This is a genomic window from Streptomyces sp. N50 (genome assembly GCF_033335955.1).
Lineage (GTDB): Bacteria > Actinomycetota > Actinomycetes > Streptomycetales > Streptomycetaceae > Streptomyces.
Window position 1 is genome coordinate 9,180,172 of sequence record NZ_CP137549.1, and the last position, 20,650, is coordinate 9,200,821.

20 protein-coding genes are annotated in these 20,650 nt (G+C 70.9%); 16 read left to right on the forward strand and 4 right to left on the reverse strand.

Annotation, left to right across the window (positions count from 1 at the left end; all coding sequences use genetic code 11):
• Nucleotides 1-15 precede the first annotated feature (15 nt).
• The 5 genes from R2B38_RS40690 to R2B38_RS40710 are packed head-to-tail and all read left to right on the forward strand — an operon-like array spanning nucleotide 16 to nucleotide 5,988.
• Nucleotides 16-1,512, forward strand: a complete 1,497-nt coding sequence (locus R2B38_RS40690; protein WP_318020815.1) for a class I adenylate-forming enzyme family protein — start codon at nucleotides 16-18, stop codon at nucleotides 1,510-1,512.
• Between the two features lie 44 nt (nucleotides 1,513-1,556).
• On the forward strand, nucleotides 1,557-2,813 hold the full coding sequence (locus R2B38_RS40695; protein WP_318020816.1) for a MaoC family dehydratase N-terminal domain-containing protein: 1,257 nt from the start codon (nucleotides 1,557-1,559) through the stop codon (nucleotides 2,811-2,813).
• 34 nt (nucleotides 2,814-2,847) lie between these two features.
• The gene (locus R2B38_RS40700; RefSeq protein ID WP_318020817.1) at nucleotides 2,848-3,612 is read left to right on the forward strand and encodes a crotonase/enoyl-CoA hydratase family protein; all 765 of its coding nucleotides are present in this window, start codon (nucleotides 2,848-2,850) and stop codon (nucleotides 3,610-3,612) included.
• Between the two features lie 53 nt (nucleotides 3,613-3,665).
• The gene (locus R2B38_RS40705; RefSeq protein WP_318020818.1) at nucleotides 3,666-4,814 is read left to right on the forward strand and encodes a CaiB/BaiF CoA-transferase family protein; all 1,149 of its coding nucleotides are present in this window, start codon (nucleotides 3,666-3,668) and stop codon (nucleotides 4,812-4,814) included.
• A 28-nt stretch (nucleotides 4,815-4,842) separates the two neighbouring features.
• Nucleotides 4,843-5,988, forward strand: a complete 1,146-nt coding sequence (locus R2B38_RS40710; RefSeq protein WP_318020819.1) for an acetyl-CoA C-acyltransferase — start codon at nucleotides 4,843-4,845, stop codon at nucleotides 5,986-5,988.
• 4 nt (nucleotides 5,989-5,992) lie between these two features.
• Here the strand turns inward: R2B38_RS40710 and R2B38_RS40715 are convergent, their stop codons facing one another.
• On the reverse strand, nucleotides 5,993-7,234 hold the full coding sequence (locus R2B38_RS40715; protein WP_318020820.1) for a cytochrome P450: 1,242 nt from the start codon (nucleotides 7,232-7,234) through the stop codon (nucleotides 5,993-5,995).
• A gap of 140 nt (nucleotides 7,235-7,374) precedes the next feature.
• On the reverse strand, nucleotides 7,375-8,595 hold the full coding sequence (locus tag R2B38_RS40720) for an acyl-CoA dehydrogenase family protein (protein ID WP_318020821.1): 1,221 nt from the start codon (nucleotides 8,593-8,595) through the stop codon (nucleotides 7,375-7,377).
• Between the two features lie 192 nt (nucleotides 8,596-8,787).
• On the opposite strand from R2B38_RS40720, the gene R2B38_RS40725 reads away from it, so the two are divergent.
• The 5 genes from R2B38_RS40725 to R2B38_RS40745 all read left to right on the forward strand — a co-directional run bounded on the left by R2B38_RS40725 (nucleotide 8,788) and on the right by R2B38_RS40745 (nucleotide 14,503).
• The gene (locus R2B38_RS40725; protein WP_318020822.1) at nucleotides 8,788-10,260 is read left to right on the forward strand and encodes a FadR/GntR family transcriptional regulator; all 1,473 of its coding nucleotides are present in this window, start codon (nucleotides 8,788-8,790) and stop codon (nucleotides 10,258-10,260) included.
• 124 nt (nucleotides 10,261-10,384) lie between these two features.
• Nucleotides 10,385-11,533, forward strand: coding sequence for an acyl-CoA dehydrogenase family protein (locus R2B38_RS40730; RefSeq protein ID WP_318020823.1), 1,149 nt, complete (start codon nucleotides 10,385-10,387; stop codon nucleotides 11,531-11,533).
• A 50-nt stretch (nucleotides 11,534-11,583) separates the two neighbouring features.
• Complete coding sequence (locus R2B38_RS40735; protein ID WP_318020824.1) at nucleotides 11,584-12,351, forward strand: SDR family NAD(P)-dependent oxidoreductase; 768 nt, start codon at nucleotides 11,584-11,586, stop codon at nucleotides 12,349-12,351.
• The gene (locus tag R2B38_RS40740; RefSeq protein ID WP_318020825.1) at nucleotides 12,348-13,529 is read left to right on the forward strand and encodes an acyl-CoA dehydrogenase family protein; all 1,182 of its coding nucleotides are present in this window, start codon (nucleotides 12,348-12,350) and stop codon (nucleotides 13,527-13,529) included. The genes R2B38_RS40735 and R2B38_RS40740 overlap by 4 nt, the downstream gene beginning before the upstream one ends.
• On the forward strand, nucleotides 13,526-14,503 hold the full coding sequence (locus R2B38_RS40745; protein ID WP_318020826.1) for an NADPH:quinone oxidoreductase family protein: 978 nt from the start codon (nucleotides 13,526-13,528) through the stop codon (nucleotides 14,501-14,503). Before R2B38_RS40740 ends, R2B38_RS40745 begins: the two co-directional genes overlap by 4 nt.
• 9 nt (nucleotides 14,504-14,512) lie before the next feature.
• On the opposite strand, the gene R2B38_RS40750 is transcribed toward R2B38_RS40745, so the two are convergent.
• Nucleotides 14,513-15,376, reverse strand: coding sequence for a mycofactocin-coupled SDR family oxidoreductase (locus R2B38_RS40750; RefSeq protein ID WP_033280449.1), 864 nt, complete (start codon nucleotides 15,374-15,376; stop codon nucleotides 14,513-14,515).
• A 180-nt stretch (nucleotides 15,377-15,556) separates the two neighbouring features.
• Between R2B38_RS40750 and R2B38_RS40755 the strand changes: the two genes are divergently transcribed.
• The 4 genes from R2B38_RS40755 to R2B38_RS40770 are packed head-to-tail and all read left to right on the forward strand — an operon-like array spanning nucleotide 15,557 to nucleotide 17,942.
• Nucleotides 15,557-16,702: an amidohydrolase family protein gene (locus R2B38_RS40755; RefSeq protein WP_318020827.1), complete on the forward strand. Its 1,146-nt coding sequence runs from the start codon at nucleotides 15,557-15,559 to the stop codon at nucleotides 16,700-16,702.
• The gene (locus tag R2B38_RS40760; RefSeq protein ID WP_318020828.1) at nucleotides 16,699-16,908 is read left to right on the forward strand and encodes a hypothetical protein; all 210 of its coding nucleotides are present in this window, start codon (nucleotides 16,699-16,701) and stop codon (nucleotides 16,906-16,908) included. The genes R2B38_RS40755 and R2B38_RS40760 overlap by 4 nt, the downstream gene beginning before the upstream one ends.
• A 16-nt stretch (nucleotides 16,909-16,924) precedes the next feature.
• On the forward strand, nucleotides 16,925-17,737 hold the full coding sequence (locus R2B38_RS40765) for a mycofactocin-coupled SDR family oxidoreductase (RefSeq protein WP_318020829.1): 813 nt from the start codon (nucleotides 16,925-16,927) through the stop codon (nucleotides 17,735-17,737).
• Nucleotides 17,738-17,750: 13 nt separating this feature from the next.
• Nucleotides 17,751-17,942, forward strand: a complete 192-nt coding sequence (locus R2B38_RS40770; protein WP_033280453.1) for a ferredoxin — start codon at nucleotides 17,751-17,753, stop codon at nucleotides 17,940-17,942.
• 54 nt (nucleotides 17,943-17,996) lie between these two features.
• Here R2B38_RS40770 and R2B38_RS40775 read toward each other — a convergent pair whose 3' ends face one another.
• On the reverse strand, nucleotides 17,997-18,869 hold the full coding sequence (locus R2B38_RS40775; RefSeq protein WP_033280454.1) for a VOC family protein: 873 nt from the start codon (nucleotides 18,867-18,869) through the stop codon (nucleotides 17,997-17,999).
• Nucleotides 18,870-19,037: 168 nt separating this feature from the next.
• Here R2B38_RS40775 and R2B38_RS40780 point away from each other — a divergent pair, with 168 nt between their 5' ends.
• Nucleotides 19,038-19,898: an alpha/beta fold hydrolase gene (locus tag R2B38_RS40780; RefSeq protein WP_318020830.1), complete on the forward strand. Its 861-nt coding sequence runs from the start codon at nucleotides 19,038-19,040 to the stop codon at nucleotides 19,896-19,898.
• A gap of 25 nt (nucleotides 19,899-19,923) precedes the next feature.
• Nucleotides 19,924-20,553, forward strand: coding sequence for a TetR/AcrR family transcriptional regulator (locus R2B38_RS40785; RefSeq protein WP_318020832.1), 630 nt, complete (start codon nucleotides 19,924-19,926; stop codon nucleotides 20,551-20,553).
• The last annotated feature ends 97 nt before the right edge of the window (nucleotides 20,554-20,650 follow it).

Below are 20,650 nucleotides of genomic sequence, written 5' to 3' on the forward strand. Positions count from 1 at the left end.
CGAAAGGCTGATCACGTGGGAATTCGCGACCGCCTGTCCCGTCTGCTGGCCGAAGCGCCCGCGGCTGCCGAGGCGATCGAGTACGACCGGAACTGGTGGACCTGGGGGCAGGTCCAGCGGACCGCGAGGGAACTTGGCGAGGCACTCGACGCGATGGGCCTGCACACCGGGGCCCGCGTCGGGGTCGTCCTGGAGAACCGGCCCGAACACGTCGCCGTGGTCGCCGCGGTCATCGCCTCCGGACGCTGCCTGGTCATGCTCAGCCCGCTCCAGCCCGCCGCCCGCCTCGCCGCCGACATCGCCCGCTGCGCGCCACCCGTCGTGGTGTCCGGCGCCGAGGTCCTCGCCCGCGAGGGCGTCCTCGACGCCGTGACGGCGTACGGCGCCGCCCTCGAACTGAGCACCGACGGGACCCTGCGGCCCGCCGGCGGCACGGCACCGGCCGAGGCACCGGCCCGCCCGGGCGTCGCCGTGGAGATGCTCACCTCCGGCACCACCGGCCCCCCGAAACGCGTCCACCTGCGCATCGGACAGCTCGACCAGGCCCTCGTCTCCGGCGGACAGACCCCGAAGGCGAGCAGGCTCCTGTCGGAATCCGCGTCCCTCGTGGCCACACCGCTCGTGCACATCGGCGGCCTGTGGCGGGCGCTGGCCTGTCTCGCCACCGGACGCCGGATGCTGCTGATGCCGAAGTTCACCGTCGAACCCTGGGTCAGCGCCGTCGAACGCCACCAGCTGCGCGCGGCGAGCCTGGTACCGGCCGCGCTGCGCGCCGTCCTCGACGCCCAGGTACCGAAGGAACGCCTCGCCACCCTCCAGGTCGTCACCTCGGGCACGGCACCCTGCCCGCCCGAACTCGCCGACGCCTTCCACCGGACGTACGGCATCCCCGTCCTGATGACCTACGGCGCGACGGAGTTCGCCGGAGCCGTCGCCGGCTGGACCCTGCCGCTGCACGACCGGTGGTGGCAGCGCAAGGCGGGCAGCGCCGGACGCGCCTTCGCCGGCGTCGAGTTGAGGGTGACCGGCGAGGACGGCGCCGAGCTGCCGGTCGGCCGGACCGGTCGCCTTGAGGTGCGCACCGAGCAGAGCACGCACGGCGGCCGGACCTGGGTGCGGACCAGTGACCTGGCCCGGATCGACGCCGACCGGTTCGTGTGGATCGAGGGCCGCGCCGACGACGCGATCATCCGCGGCGGCTTCAAGGTGCAGCCGGAGACGGTCAGACGCGTCCTGGAGACCCACCCGGCCGTACGCGAGGCTGCGGTCGCCGGACTGCCCGACCCGCGGCTCGGTGAAGTGCCGGTCGCCGCCGTCGAGTTGAGGCCGGGGGAGCCCGCTCCCGACGAGGCCGAGCTGACCGCCCTGTGCCGCGGCCACCTCACCCCGTACGAGGTGCCGGCCCACATCGTCGTCGTCGACGAACTGCCCCGCACGCCGTCGAGCAAGGTGAGCCGCGTCGAACTGCTCGACCTCGTCCGGGCGCGGTTCGCCGAGCAGACCAAGGCCTGACCGCCTGAAGGAGGAACTGCGGTGACCAGCAAGGAGGGTGAGCGGTGAGCGGGACCGAGGAGAAGACGGCCGAGCGGTTCGGCATGCTGACGGACGAGGCGGTCGAACGCTCCCGGCGGCGCCTGGGCGTACCCCAGCCGCAGCACAACCCACCCCACAACTACGAGGTCACCTGGGACGGTTCACGCCACTTCGCCTACGGCTACGGCGACGCCAACCCGCTCTACTGCGACCCCGAGTACGCGGCGAAGACCCGCTGGGGCGCCCTCGTCGCACCACCGACCTTCCTCTACACGATGGGGGAGGACGCGGCCCCGGCACCGGACCCGGAGACCAAGGCACTGCTCAAGGGGGATCCCTTCGCGGGACTCGGTTCCTACCAGGCGGTGATGGAGTTCGAGTGGTGGCGACCGCTCCAACTGGGCGACCGCTGCCGGGTGTTGCAGACCCAGGTCGGGGTGCGGCTCAAGCAGAGCAGCTTCGGCGGGCGCACCGCGCACGTCGTCCGCGACTACCTCTACGCCAACGGGCGCGGCGAGATGCACGCCCTGCGGCGCGGCACCTGGATCAACGCCGAGCGGCACACGTCGAAGAAGCGGGCCAAGGAGGCGCTGGAACAACCGCCGTACACGCCTGACCAATTGGCGGAGATCGACGCGGCGTACGCCGCCGAGACCAGGCGCGGCGCCGAACCCCGCCACTGGGAGGACGTCGAGGTCGGTGAAGTCCTGCAACCCCGGGTGAAGGGCCCGCTGACCACCACCGACGTGGTCGTCTGGCACCTCGGCTGGGGCATGCAGCTCACCCCGCCCGGCGCGTTCGGCATCGCGGCGGCCGTACGGCGCAAAGCCCCCGGCCTCTACCCGCCCAACCGGCTGGGTGTCCCGGACACCGTCCAACGTCTGCACTGGGAACCCGAACGGGCCCGGGAGCTGGGCCTCCCCAACCCCTACGACTACGGCGGCATGCGCGAGACCTGGCTCTGCCATCTGCTCACCGACTGGATCGGCGACGACGGCTGGCTGTGGAAACTCCGGTGCGAGCACCGCAAGTTCAACTACCTCGGCGACACCACCTGGGTGCGCGGCACGGTCGTCGACAAACGGCTGGTGGACGGGCGGGGCGAGGTGCACATCGAGGTGCGCTGCGAGAACCAGCGCGGTGAAGTCACCACCCCCGGAACGGCAGTCGTGCTCCTGCCGACCAGGGAGCGCGCCGTCGAACTCCCCGCGCCACCGGCCCAGGACCTGGACGGCATGGTCGCCCACGAACTGGAACGGTTCGCGGTCGGCGGCAAATGAACGGCAATCGAGGATGACGATTCAGGAGGCAAGAGTGTCGGACGAGGTGCTGGTGGAGCGCCGTGGCGCGGTCCAGGTCATCACGATCAACCGTCCCGCGGTGAAGAACGCGCTGGACGCCGGGGTGGCCGCGGGTGTCGCCGCCGCGGTGGACGAGCTGGACGAGACGGACGACCTGCGGGTCGGCGTGCTCACGGGCGCGGGCGGCACGTTCTCGGCGGGGATGGACCTCAAGGCGTGGCTGCGCGGCGAGAGTCCCGCGATCGAGGGCCGCGGGCTGTGCGGGATCACCGTCACCCCGCCGCGCAAACCGCTGATCGCCGCGGTCGAGGGCTGGGCGCTGGCCGGCGGCTTCGAGCTGGTGCTCGCCTGCGATCTCGTCGTGGCGGCCCGCACGGCGCGGGTCGGGGTACCGGAGGTGAAGCGGTCCCTGGTCGCGCGGGCCGGGGCGGCACTCCAACTGCCGGGGCGCATCCCGTACGCCATCGCGCTGGAGCTGCTGCTGACCGGCGAGCCGATCACCGCCGCACGCGCGGCCGAGGTCGGACTGGTCAACCGGCTCACGGACGAGGGCGGCGCGCTCGCCGGCGCGCTGGAACTGGCCGGGACGATCGCGGCGAACGGCCCCCTGGCCGTCGCCGCGACGAAACGGATCGCGCACTCCGCCGCCGACTGGACGCTGGAGGAGGGCTGGACCCGGCAGGCCGAGATCGCCTCGCCGGTGTTCTCGTCCGAGGACGCGCGGGAAGGGGCCGCCGCGTTCGCGGAGAAGCGCCCGCCGGTCTGGAAGGGGCGCTGAGAGCGTCGTAGCAGGATGAGTGACCTCAATGGGGGCTGTCAGGGAGGGTGTTGATGACCACAGGACCGCTGTCCGGCTGCCGCGTGGTCGAGCTCGGTGGCATCGGCCCGGGACCGTTCGCCGGGATGCTGCTCGCCGATCTCGGCGCGGAGGTCGTCCGGGTGGACCGGCCCGAGCGGGCCGACGAACCCGACGCGGGCGGCCCCGCGGACGTACTCAACCGAGGGAAGCGCTCGGTCGTACTCGACCTCAAGCACCCGTCCGGACCCGCCGCACTCCTCCAACTCGCCGAGCGCGCTGACGTGTTGATCGAGGGCTTCCGTCCCGGCGTGACCGAACGGCTCGGCATCGGACCGCACACGTGCCTGGCCCGCAACCCCCGGCTCGTCTACGGCCGGATGACCGGCTGGGGCCAGACGGGCCCCCTCGCCGCGGCCGCCGGACACGACCTCACCTACATCGCCCTCACCGGCGCGCTCGGCGCGATGGGGGAGGCGGGCGGACCGCCGCGGATACCGCTCAACCTCGTCGGCGACTTCGGGGGCGGCGGCTGCTACCTCGTGATCGGCGTGCTGGCCGCCCTGCACGCCGTAGGACGCACGGGAGTCGGGCAAGTGGTGGACGCGGCCATCGTCGACGGCACGGCCCACCTGCTCGCCAGCACCTTCGGCAAACTCGGGCGCGGCGCGTGGACCGACGAGCGCGGGGTCAACCAACTCGACGGCGGCTGGCCCTTCTACGCCGTCTACGGGACGAAGGACGGCCGGCATGTGGCGGTCGGCGCCCTTGAGGAGAAGTTCTACCGGTGCCTGATCGACCTGCTGAAACTCGACGTCGACCCGGATCTCCAGCACGACCGGTCCACCTGGCCGGAGTTGCGTCGGCTGCTGACCGAACGGTTCGCGGAGCGCACCCGTGACGAATGGGCGGCCCTGTTCGCGGGCACCGACGCCTGCGTCGCACCCGTCCTCGGCCTCACCGAGGCGGCCGCCCACCCCCAACTGGCCGCACGCGGCAGCCTGTTCACCCGGGACGGCGTCGTCCAGCCCGCCGCGGCACCGCGTTTCTCGGCGACACCGTCGAGCCCCGGGCCCGCGGCACCACCCGTCGGCGCCGACACGCGCGCCGTCTTCCGGGACTGGCGGATCGCCGGTGCCGACGAACTCGTCGAGAGCGGCGCCGCCGTCCAGTTCCCCCACTGAAACCCTCAGCGACCGAGAGGACCCTGCCATGCCCGAGGCCGTCATCGTCGACGCCGTCCGCACACCCATCGGCAAGCGCAACGGCTCCCTGGCCGCGGTGCACGCGGCGGATCTGTCGGCGCACGTGCTCACCGCGCTGGTGGAACGCACCGGCATCGACCCCGGCACCGTCGACGACGTGATGTGGGGCTGTGTCACCCAGATCGGCGACCAGTCGAGCAACATCGCGCGGTTCGCCGCGCTCGCGGCGGGCTGGCCCGAGCATGTGCCCGGGGTGACGATCAACCGGGCCTGCGGATCCAGCCAACAGGCCGTCGACTCCGCCGCACACGCCGTCATGGCCGGGCAGTACGACCTGGTGGTGGCCGGTGGCGTGGAGACCATGACCAGGGTCCCGCTCGGCTCGCACCGGACCACCGGACAGCCGTACGGACCCGCCGTGCTGGCCCGCTACGACGGGTTCCAGTTCAGTCAGGGGGTCGGTGCCGAGCTGATCTCCGAACGGTGGGGGCTCAGCCGGACCCGGCTCGACGAGTTCGCGTCCGCGTCGCACGCCAAGGCCGCCGCGGCGATCGACTCGGGGATCTTCGACGACCACGTCGTACCCATCGACGTCGACGGCACCAAGTTCGCCGTCGACGAGGGCCTGCGGCGCGGCACTTCGGTCGAGACGCTCGCCAGACTCAAGCCGTCGTTCAAGGAGGACGGCGTGATCCACGCCGGGAACGCCTCCCAGATCTCCGACGGCGCCGCCGCCCTGCTCATCACAACTCCCGAACGGGCAAGGGAGTTGGGCCTCAGGCCGATCGCGCGCTACCACTCGGGCGCGGTGAGCGGCGCGGACCCGGTCATGATGCTGACCGGCCCGATCCCCGCGACCGAGAAGGTGCTGCGCCGCTCCGGCCTGACCATCGACGACATCGGAGCGTACGAGGTCAACGAGGCGTTCGCGCCGGTGCCGTTGGCGTGGCTGGCCGAGACCGGCGCCGACCCCGAGCGGCTCAACCCGCTCGGCGGCGCCATCGCGGTCGGCCATCCACTGGGAGGCTCCGGCGCCATCCTGATGACCCGGCTGCTCGCCCGGATGCGCCAACGGAACCTGCGCTACGGCCTGCAGACGATGTGCGAGGGCGGCGGCACGGCCAACGCCACGATCATCGAACTGCTCCCGTGACGGCTCACCAGGCGACGGGCAACTCGTAGATGCCGTACGCCTGGGAGTCCTCCTTGAACTTCAGCTCCGAGACGTCCGCGGCGAGTCGGAGGGTCGGGATACGGCGGAACAACGTGCTGAAGACGACGTGGAGTTCGATGCGCGCCAGCTGCTGTCCCACGCACTGGTGCGGGCCCCAGCCGAACGCGTGGTGGTGGGAGGCGGTGCGGGTGAGGTCGAGCTTCCCGGGGTCGGGGAACGCCTGCGGGTCCCAGTTGGCGGCCGGCAGCGAGGCGATGACACCCTCGCCCGCGCGGATGACCTCACCGTCGATCTCGATGTCGTCCAGCACCGCCCGGCGCGCCAGCAGATGCGGGATGGTGAGGTAGCGCAGCAGCTCCTCGACCGTGCTCGTCACGTACTTGGGATCGTCCGAGTGCTCGCGCAGGCCCGCGAGTTGGCCGGGGTTCTCCAGCAGCAGCGCGGTGCCCAGCGTGATCATGTTGGCGCTGGTGTCATGTCCGGCGACCAGCAGGATGTGCCCCAGCGGCGCTGCCTCCTCCATGGACAGCTCGCCCGCCTTGATGCGCGCGCCGAGGTCGGAGAGGACGTCCTCGCCGGGGTCGTCCATCTTGGCCTCGATGAGCCCGGCGATGTAGCGGCGCACGGTCGCCGTGCTCTCCGCCGCCTTCTCCGGGGTCTTGAAGCGCGCGTTGGTGACTCCCGCGTGCTCCTGGAAGAAGTCGTGGTCCTCGTACGGCACGCCGAGGAGCGCGCAGATCATCAGCGACGGCAGCGGGAGCGACAACGCCTCGTTCAGTTCGGCCGGGTTGGGCCCCGCGAGCATCTTGTCGATGAGGTCGTCGGTGATGCGCTGGATCTCCGGGCGGATCTTCTCCATCCGGTGCCGGGTGAACGAACTCGTCAGCATCCGCCGCCAGCGGGTGTGTTCGGCACCGTCGGTGTTGTTGATCGACGGCTGGATATGGGCCGCGTGCGCCTTCATCGCCTCGGTCGTGTGCGGATATCCGGGGGCACCGATGTTCGCGCTGAGCCGGGGATCGGTCAGCAGCTGCCGCTGGGCCGCGTGCGTGGTGACGACCCACGGGGTCGTGCCGTCCCAGGTCCTCGCCCGGACGACGGCTTTGCCCGTGTCGTGCAGCTCCAGCAGTCCCGGCGGCGGAGCGAACGGGCACGCGCCCGATCGGGGCGAGGGGTACTCCGGCAGTTCCTCGGAGACGTCGGTTCCGGCCACGCTCTCGGTCATGGTTCTGTCGTCCTCTCGTCGGGCCCGCACCTGACGAAACCATACGTCGACCGATCGGTACAATCAATCTTCCGGAAGGCCTGTGAAGGCTTTCCGGTGATCGGCGGAGAAACGTGGAGCGCGTGTATTGACCGGGTGGTCTATTTCGTGCCCGAGGCCGGTCGGCGAGGCTCCCGCGGCATCCCGAGCCCGCGCTCGGCGACCTGCGTGCGCAGCACCTCGTTCGCCCCGCCCGCGATCGTGTACGCCCGCGAGTACAGATGCGCGTCCTGCCACCAGCCGTCCGCCACGGCGTCCTCGTCGCCCTCGACCAGCAATCCGTCCGTGCCCTGCAGGCCGAGGCCGAAGTCGACCAGGTCGTGGTTGAGTTCGCTGAAGAAGATCTTGCCGAGGAGGGCGTCGGCGGGCTGCTCCGTGCCGTGCAGCATCCGTGACTGGGCGAGACCGAGCAGTGCGGCGTTCACCTGCACCCGCGCGGCCAGTTCGCCGATCGCCTGCCGGGTCGCCGAGTCGTCCAGCGCGGACCCGCCGCCGACCGGCGTACGCGAGGCGAGCCGGACCAAGTCGTCCAGTACGGCGAACAGTTCGACCCCGCGCGCGCCCACGCCGGAACGCTCATGGCCCAAGCTGCTCATCGCCACCCGCCAGCCGTCGTTCACGCGGCCGACCACCTGCGCGGCCGGGATGCGGACCCCGTCCAGGAAGACCTCGTTGAAGTCGGTCGTGCCGGTGATCTCCCGCAGTGGCCGGATGTCGACGCCCGGGCTGCGCAGATCGAGGGCGAAGGCGGTGATGCCCTTGTGCTTCGGGGCCTCGTGATCGGTGCGGGCGAGCAGATAGCCCATGTCGGCGTGCTGGCCGTTCGTCGTCCACACCTTCTGGCCGTCCACGACGAACACCGCCTCGTCGCCCTCGCCCTCCCGCACCGCCCGGGTCCGGAGCGCGGCCAGGTCGCTGCCCGCCCCGGGCTCGCTGAACAGCTGGCACCACACGTCCTCGCAGGAGCGGATACGGGGCAGGAAGCGCGCCCGCTGGGCGTCGGTGCCGAACTCCAGCAGCGCGGCCGAGGCCAGCGAGGCGGCGCCGACCGGCTGCCAGGTCCGGGCGCGGGCGATCTCCTCGGCGACCACGAACGGTTCCAGGGGATGCGCGTCGGGACGGCCGCCGTACTCGGCCGGCCAGTCGATCCCGAGGAAGCCCGCCTCGTACAACTTGGCGGTCCACGCGCGGATCGCCGGCATCAGGTCCGGCTCCGGCGCGCGCACCCCCGCATGGGTCTTGGTGCCCGGGGCGTGCTCCGCGACGAAGGCGCGCACCTTCCTCCGGAACGCATCGAGCTCGGGCGTGGACTCCAGTCGCATCGCTTTCGGCTCCCTGTTCTCGTGCCGCGGCCCGGAAATGAGGCCACTTTAACCGTGCTGTTCACCCGGCTGCCATAGCCGTACCACCAAAAAAGTGACCTCATCTGGGTGCCGGGTGGCCGAAGCGCACGCCTCCGGCCCAGGTGGCGAATAGACTGGGGATCCGCAATATCCGCCCCAGAGGAGTTGGCCATGGCGACTGCCGTCGACCGCGAGCCCGCCGACGGCGAGACCGGTGTCCCGGTCGGCAAGCTGGCCGCGCAGACCGCCCGCCGTATCGAGGCGACCGTGATCCGCCAGGGCTGGCCGGTGGGCGAGTCGTTGGGCTCCGAGGTGGACCTGCGGGAGCGGCTGGGCGTGAGCCGGGCAGTCCTGCGCGAGGCCGTACGGCTCGTCGAGCACCACCAGGTCGCCAGGATGCGGCGCGGCCCGAACGGCGGCCTGATCGTCTGCGCGCCCGACGCCGGCCCGGCCACCCGCGCCATGGTGATCTACCTCGAATACGTCGGCACGAGCGTCACGGACCTCCTCCAGGCGCGCCTCCTGCTGGAGCCGATCGCCGCCGGACTCGCCGCCGAGCGGATCACCGAGGAGGGCATCGAAACCCTCCGCACGGCACTGGAAGCCGAACTCGCGCACTGGGACGACCCCGGAGTCCACGCGCAGGACCCGCTCCACCCCGTGCTCGGCCGGCTGTCGGGCAACCCGGTGCTGCACCTGTTCGTCGACGTGCTCACCCGGCTCACCGCACGCTACGCGCACACCTCCCGCCGGATCTCCAAGTCCGAGATGCACGCGGCGAAGGACATCTCGCACCGCGCGCACAAGGCCGTCGTCGACGCCGTGATCGCCGACGACGGAGCCCGTGCCCAGACCGAGTTGACCGCGCACCTTGAGTCGGTGGCGGGCTGGATCGAGAAGCACCGGGTGCGGCGCGGGCAGCGGATCGCGGGCAACGTGGTCGAGCCCGAACTGGTCGAGGGGCCACGGGCCAAGCTCGCCGAGGTGGTCGCCGCCCGGATCCACGACGACATCGCCGCGCGCGGCTGGCAGACCGGCATGGTGCTCGGCTCGGAGGCCGATCTGCTCGCCCGCTACTCGATCAGCCGGGCCGTACTGCGGGAAGCCGTACGGCTGTTGGAGTACCACTCGGTCGCCCGGATGCGCCGCGGTCCCGGCGGCGGACTGATCGTCACCGAGCCCGAACCGCAGGCCAGCATCGACACCATGGCGCTGTTCCTGGAGTACCAGGGCGTCACCGCCGACGACCTGCGGATCGTCCGCAACGCGATCGAACTCGGCATCGTGGCCCGGGTCACCGCCCGGGTCGCGGAGGGCGACACGGAGGTGGCCGAGCGCCTGAGCAGGGCCGTGCGGTGGAGCACGGAGGGCCCCGCCGACGACCCGCGCAAGGCCGACCTCTTCCACACCGAACTGGCCGCGCTGTCCGACAACCCGGTGCTGGCGCTGTTCCTGTCGATCATCACCGAGCTGTTCCGCCGCCACGCCTCCGGCCACGACCGGCCGCTCCCGGGCGACACGGCGGCGGAGGAGGTCCAGCACGTCCACCAGCGGATCCTCGACGCCGTCGTCGAGGGCGACGCCGGGGTGGCCCGGCACCGGATGCGCCGTCACCTGGACGCGCTCATCCCCTGGTGGCACTGATTCCCTGACACTCAACCAGCAGCGCCCCGTGCGGCCTTCCGGCTCACGGGGCGTTCTGCTGCTCCGGTCTGTGGCGGGCGAGGGTAATTAGGTATACTGAATAGGTCGAGCCGAAGGAGATCCGATGCGCCGGACCCTGTTCGAAGAGACCCACGAGGACTTCCGTCTGCTGGTCCGTGACTTCCTCGCCCGTGAGGTCGTCCCGTCGTACGAGGACTGGCGGCGCGCCGGACTCGTCCCCCGCGACCTGTTCACCGCACTGGGCAAGCTCGGCATCATCGGTACGGCGATCCCCGAGGAGTACGGCGGGGGCGGCCAGGACGACTACCGGTACAACGTGGTGCTCCAGGAGGAGTGCGCACGCGCCTGCGTCACGCTCGGCGGCCTGCGCACCCATCTGGACATCGTCGTCCCGTACTTCACGGGCCTGGCCGACGACGAGCAACGGGCGCGCTGGCTACCGGGGTTGGCCTCAGGGGAGCTGTACACCGCGATCGCGATGAGCGAGCCCGCCACCGGCTCCGACCTCGCCGGCGTCACCACCCGGGCGGTCCGCGACGGCGACCACTTCGTGCTGAACGGCGCCAAGACCTTCATCACCGGCGGCCACCACGCCGACCTGGTGATCGTGGTCGCCCGCACCTCCGTGGACCCCGACAACCGGCGGGCCGGTCTCTCCCTCCTCGTGGTGGAGAAGGGCATGCCCGGCTTCACCGTCGGACGCAAGCTGGAGAAGATCGGCCTGGCCGTCCAGGACACCGTGGAACTCTCCTTCGACGACGTCCGCGTGCCCGCCGCCAACCTCCTCGGCGAGGAGGGCGCGGCCTTCTCACTCCTGGGCCGCAACCTCGCCCAGGAACGCCTCGCCATCGCGGTCGGCGCGGTCGCCCAGGCCCGTACCGCCATCGACCTGACCGTCGCCTACGTCCGCGACCGAACCGTGTTCGGAAAACCGCTGAGCCAGTTCCAGAACACGAAGTTCGAACTCGCCGCCCTGGACGCGGAGGTGACGGCCGCGCAAGCCCTCCTGGACGCGGCTGTCACCGCGCTCGTCGCGGGCGAACTGGACCCCGTGGACGCGGCCCGGACCAAGCTGGTCTGCACCGAGACACAGGGGCGCGTCGTCGACCGGTGTCTCCAACTGCACGGCGGCTACGGCTACATCCTCGAATCCCCGATCGCCCGCCTGTACGCGGATGCCCGCGTGACCCGCATCTACGGCGGCACCAGCGAGGTCATGAAGCTCATCATCAGCAAGTCCCTGGGCCTTTAGAGCCCCGCACTGCTTGCCTTCAAAACCGTTCAGTCCATGAGGAGTTGGGTGTGAACATCGACGGTTCAGCGGCACTCGTCACCGGCGGCGCCTCCGGGCTCGGCCTGGCCACCGCGCGCCGCCTCATCGAACGCGGCGGACGCGTCGTCCTCGCCGACATCTCCGAGGAACAGGGCGTCAAGGCCGTCGCCGACCTCGGCGAGGCGGCACGCTTCGTCCGCACCGACGTCACCGACGCGACCGAGGTCGCCGCCGCGCTCGACACCGCGGAGCAACTCGGCACGCTGCGCTGCGTCGTGCACTGCGCCGGACGCGGCGGCGACCGCACCCGCATCATCGACCGCGACCGCAACCCCGGCGAACTCGACACCTTCGCCGAGGTCGTCCGCGTCAACCTGATCGGCACCTACAACGTGCTGCGCCTCGCGGCCGCCCGTCTCGCCGGCAACGACGTCGTCGACGGCGACCGCGGAGCCGTAGTGCTCACCGCGTCGGTCGCCGCGTTCGACGGCCAGATCGGGCAGACCTCCTACACCGCGGCCAAGGCCGGGGTCCACGGCATCACCCTCGTCGCCGCCCGCGACCTGGCCAGCTGGCAGATCCGGGTGAACACCATCGCCCCCGGCATCATGGACACCCCGATGCTCGGCCGCCTGCGCGCCGACATCCGCGACGGACTCGCCGCCTCGGTGCCGCACCCCAAACGCCTCGGCGACCCGGACGACTTCGCCCGCCTCGCCGTCGAGATGCTGGAGAACCCGTACCTCAACGGCCAGACCGTCCGCCTCGACGGCGCCATCCGCATGGCCCCGCGATGACAGTGGACGAGACCGACGAGCAGTTCCGGGCCCGCCTGCGGGCCTTCCTGACGGAGCAGCACCCCGGCCGCCGCCCCAAGGACCCCGTCGAGCGGGTCGCCTGGCAGAAGAAGTGGCTGGCCACGCTGTACGACTCCGGTTACGCGGGCCCGAGTTGGCCGCGCGCGTACGGCGGGATGGACCTGTCCTTCGCCCGCCAGGTCAGCTACCAGGAGGAGTACGCACGCGCCCGCGTCCCGGGACCCCTGGGCACCGGCCTCGGCATCGCCGCCCCCACCCTCATCAAGTACGGCACGCCCGAGCAGAAGGAGCGCCACCTGCGCCCCATGCTGCGTGGCGACATGGTGTGGGCCCAGGGCTACTCCGAACCGGAGGCGGGATCGGACCTGCCCGCGCTGCGCACGACGGCACGGCGCGAAGGCGCGGAGTACGTCGTCAACGGGCAGAAGGTGTGGAACAGTTCGGCCGACATCGCCGACATCGTCTTCACCCTCGTCCGCACCGGACCGCCCGACTCCCGCCAGAACGGCATCAGTTACCTGCTGATCGACGCCCACGCCCCGGGCGTGACCGTACGCCCACTGCGCGACCTCACCGGCGACGCGCACTTCTGTGAGATCTTCTTCGACGACGTCCGCGTACCGGTGGCCGAACGGATCGGCGAGGAGAACGGCGGCTGGCCGTTGGTGCGGACGAGCCTGGGGCACGAGCGCGCGGCCGGGGCTATGAACCAAGCGGCCCTGTACCGGCGGGTGTTGGACGAGCTGATCGAACTCGCCCACGAACGCGGGGCCACGGCCGACCCGATCGTCCGTGACCGGCTCGCGGACTTCGAGATCCGGGTACGCGTCATGCGGCTCACCGGCATGCGCACCATCGCCGACATCATGGCCAAGGGCGAACCAGGACCCGCCTCTTCGACGGCACGGCTGTCCATCGTGACCTTCGAGCAGGAGCTGCACGAGTTCGCCCTCGACCTGCTGGGGCCGTACGGAGTCCTCGGCCGCCGCGACCCGCACGCGGTCCAACGCGGGCGCTGGGTATGGGGGTTCCTCCGCACCCGGGCCTCGTCGATCGGGGCGGGCACCGCCGAGATCCAGCGCAACACGATCGCCGAACAGGTACTGGGACTGCCCCGGGACCCGGCGATGCCGACGACCGTGGAAAGGGCGCGATGAGAGCCGCACGCTGTACGGAGTATGGGCCGCCCGGTGGCCTCTCGGTCGTCGAACTCGACGATCTGCGGCCCGGCCCGGGCGAGGTACTGGTCCGTGTGCACGCGGCGGCGGTGAACTTCCCGGACGTGCTGATCGTGGCCGACCGCTACCAGGTGCCCGCGCCGCTGCCGTTCACCCCGGGCAGTGAATTCGCCGGTGTGGTGGCCGAGTTGGGGCCCGGCGTCTCCGGTCCGCCCGTCGGCTCACCGGTGGCCGGGGCGGTGCTCACCGGTGCGTTCGCCGAACAGGTCGTGGTGCCCGTCGCGAGCCTGCGGCAGGTTCCCGAGGGCCTCGACATGGTGCACGCCGCCGCGTTCCACGTCACGTATGCCACCGCCTACCACTCCCTCGTCACCGTCGGACAGGGCGGCGCGGGGGAGTGGGTGGCGGTGCTCGGCGCCGCGGGCGGGGTCGGCTCGGCCGCGGTCGACATCGCGAACCGGCTCGGGATGCGGGTGGTCGCCGCCGCGTCCAGCCAGGAGCGGCTGACCGTCGCCCGCAAGCTCGGGGCCGAGGCCGGCGTCGACTACGTCCACGAGGATCTCAAGCTCCGCACAAGGGAGTTGACCGGTGGCGAGGGCGTCCACCTCGTCATCGACCCGGTGGGCGGCGACCACGCGGAGGCCGCCCTGCGGGCACTGCGCCGTGGCGGCCGGTTCGTCACCGTCGGATACGCCGACGGGAAGATCCCGCGCATCCCGCTGAACCTGGTCCTGCTCAAGGACCTGGTCGTCCGGGGCTTCGAGATCCGTACGGTCCGTCAGTACGCCCCGGACGCGGTGGCCGCCGCCGACCGCGTCCTCGCCGGCATGGTCCGGGACGGGATGCGCCCGCTGGTCTCCCGCGTCCACCCGCTCGCCGACGTCGCGACCGCCCTGACCGACGTCGCCGAGCGCAGGACCACAGGCAAGGTGGTCCTGGACCTCATCTCGTAGGAACGGCCCTCAGAACGTGGGGAGTTGAGGGCGCTTGCGCACGTACCCGCCCGCGTCGACCCGCATCTGCATCCCGGTGACATAGCGGGACTCGTCGGAGACGAGGAAGAGCACGGTGTCGGAGACGTCCTCGGGCTCGACGTAGGGGATGTCCATGCCGGTCGTCGCCGGGAACGACAGCAGCGCGTCCTCACGGGTCGGGTTGTCGAGGTCGGGCCGGAACGAGCGGTACATGATGTCGCTGTTCAGCATGTCCGTGTTGACGTTGGTGGGGTGCAGCGCGTTGACCCGGATCCGCCGGGACAGCAGCACCGTCGCCAAGTCGTGGACGAACGCGGCGACTTGGCGCTTGGCGAAGGAGTAGCCGAGACCACCGGGGCCGTTGGACGGGTTGTCCACGGTCGCGGGGGTCAGCGCCGCGATGGAGCCGGTCGCCACGATCGAGGCGCCGTCGGGCAGATGGGGCAGTGCGGCCTCGACGGCGTGCACGACACCGTTGAAGTCGACGGTGACCGCGTCGATGAAGGCCTGTATGCCCTGCTGGGGGCCGAGCGGGGCGATACCGGCCTGGGCGACGACGGCGTCGAGCCGCCCCAACTCGGCCACCCCGTCGGCCACGGCCGCCTTGAGCGCCGCCGGATCGCGTACGTCGGCCTTGCGTGCCACGATGCGCCGGCCGAGCTTCTCGACCTGGCGCACGGTCTCGTCCAGGTCGTCCTGAGTGGCCAGCGGATAGGCGTTCGTGGCGATGTCCTCGCACAGGTCGACGGCGATGATGTCGGCGCCCTCCGCGGCCAGCCGGAGCGCGTGGGCGCGGCCCTGCCCGCGCGCGGCGCCGGTGATGAAGACGACCTTGTCCTGTACTCGGCCCATCGTGGGACTCCTTCCGCCGGAGATAAAAGAGTAGCCTGAATACTGCTGGAGGGGGCTGCTCGTGATCCATGATCGGGGTCAACTGGGGTAGCCGGTGGCCTGTTTCCGTTCAGTGGGACACGAACAGTGCACACAATTCAGCGGGTGCTAGAGAGTCCATGAGATCGAGGGAGCACATCGATGCCATTGCAGCCATGGATGAAGTTGCTGTCGACCGACGACCACCTGATCGAGCCGCCCCGTCTGTGGGCCGACCGCCTGCCGTCGAAGTACCGGGACGTCGGGCCGCGGATCGTGGAACAGCCGCGTGGTGAGGGCCAGGCCCCGGCCGAGGTGTGGAACTACGAGGACCGCATCTACCCCTACATCGGCCTGAACGCCGTCGCGGGCAAGACGCCCGAGGAGTTCGGCCTCGAACCGACCCGCTACGACGAGATGATCCCGGGCTGCTACGACCCGAAGGCCCGGCTGCGCGACATGGACCTGGACGGCGTGTGGGGCGCGCTGTGCTTCCCGTCGTTCCCGCGCTTCGCCGGCACGATCTTCCTGGACGGCCAGGACCGCGAGCTCGCCCTGCTCTGCGTCCAGGCGTGGAACGACTTCGTGCTCGACGAGTGGTGTGCCACCGCGCCCGGCCGGCTCATCCCGCTGGTCATCCTGCCGCTGTGGGACGTCGACGCCTGCGCGGCCGAGATCCGGCGCACGGCGGCCAAGGGCGCCAAGGCGATCTCGTTCCCGGAGAACCCGGTACCGCTGGGTCTGCCGTCCTTCCACACCGACCACTGGGACCCGGTGTTCACCGCGGCCGTGGAGACCGACATGCCGTTGTGCCTGCACTTCGGCACCTCCGGCGCCGCCCCCAAGACCGCCCCGGAGGCACCCTTCGCGGTGACCATCTCCCTGTTCGGCTGCAACTCCATGTACGCCACCGCCGACCTGATCTTCTCTCCGGTGTTCCACAACCACCCGGGCCTCAAGGTGGGGCTGTCGGAGGGTGGTATCGGCTGGATCCCCTACCTGTTGGAGCGGATGGACGGCACCTGGGAGCGGCACCGCTTCTACCAGAACGTCAACCAGACCGTGCGGCCCTCGGAGCTGTTCCACAAGCACATCCACGGTTGCTTCATCGACGACCGGTTCGGCGTGGACGTACGCCACCACATCGGCGTCGACAAGATCACCTGGGAGTGCGACTACCCGCACTCCGACTCGTACTGGCCCAAGAGCCGCGCCTACGCCGCCGAGGTCCTCGCCGACGTGCCGGACGACGAGGTGCACAAGATCGTGGAGCTGAACACCCGCCGCCTCTACAACCTCCCCGCATGAGCAGGCGCCCGGAGTCCGAGCGCTCCGACTGGACCGACCTCGACCTGCTGACCCGCGACGAGGCGTACGGCCGCCTCCAGGAGGAGATCGCGCTCACCGCCCGCCGGCTGGCCGAACTCGGTGCGGGCGACGAGGCCGAGCGCGAACTCCTCGACACCCGGCTGCGTGCCCTGCGCGAGGCCGCCGAGGACCTGAATGTTGGCTGAACGAAAGGGAGTTGGCGTGGGGCGTGTGGAAGGCAAGGTGGCGCTCGTCACGGGGGCGGCCCGTGGTCAGGGGCGTTCCCATGCCGTGCGGTTGGCGGAGGAGGGAGCCGATGTCGTCGTCACCGACGTGTGCCACGACATCAGCGACGAGCTGCCCTACGCGCTGGCGTCGAAGGAACAGCTCGAAGAGACCGCGGAGTTGGTGCGGGGGACGGGTCGGCGGTGCGTCGCGGTCCAGGCCGACGTCCGGTCGGTGGGGGAGATGCGGGGTGCCGTGGACGCGGCCAGGGATGAGTTCGGGCGCCTCGACACGGTCGTCGCGAACGCCGGCGTGATGAGTATCGGCGCCGCCTGGGAGCTGTCCGAGGAGGCGTGGGACGTCGTCATGGACGTCAACCTCAAGGGCCCCTGGAACACGGTGCGCGCCGCGGTCCCCTGGATGATCGAGGCCGGGCAGGGCGGTTCCGTCATCATCACCAGCTCGGCAGCGGGCATCCGCGGCCATGTGCCGTACGCCCACTACGTGGCCAGCAAGCACGGTGTCGTGGGCCTGATGAAGGCGCTCTCGAACGAACTCGCCCCGCACCGCATCCGGGTGAACACCGTGCACCCCACCGGCGTCAGCGACACGGGCATCACCGTCGGCGTACCGATCGAGGAACTCGCCGCGCGGGAACCGCTGTTCGCGCTGGCCGCGATGAACCCCCTCGCCCCTTACGTCGAACCGCGGGACGTGTCGAACGCCGTGCTGTTCCTCGCGTCGGACGAGGCGCGGTACGTCACCGGTCTCCAGTTCACCGTCGACGCCGGCTCGACCAACAAGCCGTAGAACGGAGTTGTGCATGAAGATCACGATCGACTCCTCGCTGTGCTCCGGGCACGCGAGGTGCGCGGCGGCGGCGCCGGAGGTGTTCCGGCTCGACGACGACGGCTACGCCCTGCCCTATGACGGCGAGGTGCCCCCGGAGCTCGAACAGGCCGCCCGGGACGGGGAGTTGGCCTGTCCGGAGCGGGCCATCACCGTCGAGCGCTGACACGGAACAGCCCCACGGCCGTAGACCGTGGGGCTGTTCTCGCGCGTGCTCGGGTCAGCCGGCGGGCTGCGGCGGCGGGGTGAAGTGGTGGCCCCAGAACGCGCCGTCGGTGATCTCGTAGACGGGCACCGGCTCGGGCACCTTCAGGCCGTTCCAGCCGAACTCGACGGCGTAGTTCTCCGGCGACCACACATAGAACGAGACCATGTGGTCGTTCGTGTGCTTGCCGAGCGAGTGCATCATCGGGACCTCGAGCTTCGTGGCCCGGTCCAGGGCACGTCCCACGTCGTCCAGGGTCTCGCCCTCGACCATGAAGTGCAGCAGCCGCCCAGGGCCCGGCGCCGGAGTGACGCCCAGGGTGTGGTGGCGGGGGTTGCAGCCCATGAACCAGGTCGTGCCGCCCGGCGACCGCATCGTGTTGCGCTCGATGAAGCCAAGGACATTGACGTAGAAGTCGAAGGTGCCGCGCGCGTCCTCGGCGGAGACGATCGCGTGCCCGAAGCCCATGTCGCCGGTCAGGAACTTGGACACCAGCGGCGTGTGCACCGGGACGTGGTCGAGGATCGCGCCGTAGAACAGCTCGACCGGGTTGCCGCCCGGGTCGTTGAACTTGACGAAGCCGGTGACCCGGCGTTCCGCGGCCTCCTCCTCCGTGCCGGGGGTGACCTTGATGCCGGTCTTCTCGACGTCGGCGACCAGCCTCGCCAGTTCCCGCTCGTCGATCACCTCGAAGCCGAGGGCGGTCATCCCGCTCTGTGAGCCGGGGGAGACCACGATGCGGGCCGGATAGTCGTCCATCCGGAAGTACAGGGACTCCGGGTCGCCGCCCTCAACAGGCATCAGGCCGAGGAAATCCGCCCCGAACACCTTCCATTTCGCGATGTCGCTGGACTCCAGCCGTACATACCCGAGTGAGCGCACACCCATCAGGTTCTCCCATCAATGTCGTCAACTCCTGGCGGTTCGACGCTAATCAGCCCGGCTGACCCGGGCCCGGGAACGTCCCACTGATCGGGAGCGGCACGGCGTCCCCGCGCGGCCCGGTGGCACGGTGACAGTCGCCTGTCACCCCGCGACCGGAGGCCACGCACCGCCATGACACTCACCGCTGAGGACACCCTGCGCGAACTGCGCACCGACGAGGGCACGTTGCGCTACCACGAGGCGGGCGACGGGCCGCCCCTGCTCCTGTTGCACGGCTCGGGTCCGGGCGTCACCGGCTGGCGCAACTACCGGGGAAATCTCCCGGTGTTCGCGAAGCACTTCCGCTGCCTCGCCCTGGAATTCCCGGGGTTCGGGGTCAGCGACTCCACCGACGAGAACCCCATGATGGCGGCCCCCAAGGCCGTCCTGCGCTTCCTCGACGGCCTCGGCCTCGACCGCGTCGACGTCATCGGCAACTCCATGGGCGGCTTCGTCGCGGCCGGACTCGCCGTCGCCCACAAGGACTTGTTCCGCCGGGTCGTCACGATCGGCGGCGTCGGCCGCAACATCCTCTCGCCCGGCCCCAGCGAAGGCCTCAACCTGCTGGTCGAGTTCGCCGAGAACCCGACCCGCGAGAACCTGGTCCAGTGGCTGCGGTCGATGGTCCACGACCCGGCCCTCCTCACCGAGGAACTCATCGAGGAGCGCTGGCAGACAGCCACCGAGCCCGCGACCCTGGAGGCCTCCCGCCGCATCTACGGCCGCCAGGCCATGGCCGCCATGCAGGCCGCGCAGGCCCACTCCGACCAGCCCATCTGGGCCGCCCTGCACAAGATCACCGCGCCCACCCTGCTGACCTGGGGCCGCGACGACCGGGTCACACCGCTGGAGAGCGCGCTGATCCCGATGCGTACGATCCCGAAGGCCGAACTGCATGTGCTGCCCGACTGCGGACACTGGGCCATGATCGAGCAGAAGGAGGCCTGGGAAAGCACCGTGCTGGCCTTCCTGACCCGCCCCGAGGCATCCTGAGCGTCGGCGGGAGGACCCGGACGACATGGGGGACGACGTGGCGAGACCCGCTGAGGGACGGCAACCGGCGGCCCCGGTCTCGCGCGGCCAGATCGCCCGCCGGGTCCGCATCCTCCGCGCCGCCTCCGAACTCGGCGCCCGCGAGGGCCTCGCCAGCGTGCAGATGCACGACGTGGCCAAGGAGGCCGGCGTCGCCATCGCCACGCTGTACCGCTACTTCCCGTCGAAGCCGTACCTGTTCATGGCGGTCCTGGAGTGGCACATCGAGCAGTACCTCGGCGGCCAGGAGAACGGGCGGGAGAACCTCGCCGCAGCCGAAGGAACGGACGCCGCCGCCGAGGTCGCGGACCTGCTCATCACCCTCAGCGTGAAACTGCTGGACAGCCCGCTGCTCGCCTCGGCCGTGGCGCTCTCGTCGTTCACCGAGTACGCGACCGCCGTCCCGGCCCGCATCGACATCGTCGACAGCGCCCTCGGCCAGGCCATCCTGCGCCTCCTGGGCGCCGACGAGGCCTCGGAGACCGACCGCAGCAGGGCCCGGCTGCTCATCTACGGCTGGTGGGGCCTGTTCGTGGCCATGCTCACCGAGGAGATCTCCACCGAGGAGGCGGAGACCAACATGCGCCTGGCCGCCCGGCTGCTCCTCACGCCGTAGCGGGCCGGAGTCCGCGATCAAATGTGATGCATTCCTTACGTCCTCCTGCCGAGCGGTTATCTTCCCGCTTTCCGTAGGTAGGTTGGTTCCGTCGGTG

Excerpts from the sequence above, each read along its gene's own strand:
- R2B38_RS40705 (WP_318020818.1), top strand. The coding sequence starts at position 3,666 with ATGACCACAGGACCGCTGTCCGGCTGCCGCGTGGTCGAGCTCGGTGGC.
- R2B38_RS40710 (WP_318020819.1), top strand. The coding sequence starts at position 4,843 with ATGCCCGAGGCCGTCATCGTCGACGCCGTCCGCACACCCATCGGCAAG.
- R2B38_RS40715 (WP_318020820.1), bottom strand. The coding sequence starts at position 7,234 with ATGACCGAGAGCGTGGCCGGAACCGACGTCTCCGAGGAACTGCCGGAG.
- R2B38_RS40720 (WP_318020821.1), bottom strand. The coding sequence starts at position 8,595 with ATGCGACTGGAGTCCACGCCCGAGCTCGATGCGTTCCGGAGGAAGGTG.
- R2B38_RS40725 (WP_318020822.1), top strand. The coding sequence starts at position 8,788 with ATGGCGACTGCCGTCGACCGCGAGCCCGCCGACGGCGAGACCGGTGTC.
- R2B38_RS40730 (WP_318020823.1), top strand. The coding sequence starts at position 10,385 with ATGCGCCGGACCCTGTTCGAAGAGACCCACGAGGACTTCCGTCTGCTG.
- R2B38_RS40740 (WP_318020825.1), top strand. The coding sequence starts at position 12,348 with ATGACAGTGGACGAGACCGACGAGCAGTTCCGGGCCCGCCTGCGGGCC.
- R2B38_RS40745 (WP_318020826.1), top strand. The coding sequence starts at position 13,526 with ATGAGAGCCGCACGCTGTACGGAGTATGGGCCGCCCGGTGGCCTCTCG.
- R2B38_RS40750 (WP_033280449.1), bottom strand. The coding sequence starts at position 15,376 with ATGGGCCGAGTACAGGACAAGGTCGTCTTCATCACCGGCGCCGCGCGC.
- R2B38_RS40755 (WP_318020827.1), top strand. The coding sequence starts at position 15,557 with ATGCCATTGCAGCCATGGATGAAGTTGCTGTCGACCGACGACCACCTG.
- R2B38_RS40760 (WP_318020828.1), top strand. The coding sequence starts at position 16,699 with ATGAGCAGGCGCCCGGAGTCCGAGCGCTCCGACTGGACCGACCTCGAC.
- R2B38_RS40770 (WP_033280453.1), top strand. The coding sequence starts at position 17,751 with ATGAAGATCACGATCGACTCCTCGCTGTGCTCCGGGCACGCGAGGTGC.
- R2B38_RS40775 (WP_033280454.1), bottom strand. The coding sequence starts at position 18,869 with ATGGGTGTGCGCTCACTCGGGTATGTACGGCTGGAGTCCAGCGACATC.
- R2B38_RS40780 (WP_318020830.1), top strand. The coding sequence starts at position 19,038 with ATGACACTCACCGCTGAGGACACCCTGCGCGAACTGCGCACCGACGAG.
- R2B38_RS40785 (WP_318020832.1), top strand. The coding sequence starts at position 19,924 with ATGGGGGACGACGTGGCGAGACCCGCTGAGGGACGGCAACCGGCGGCC.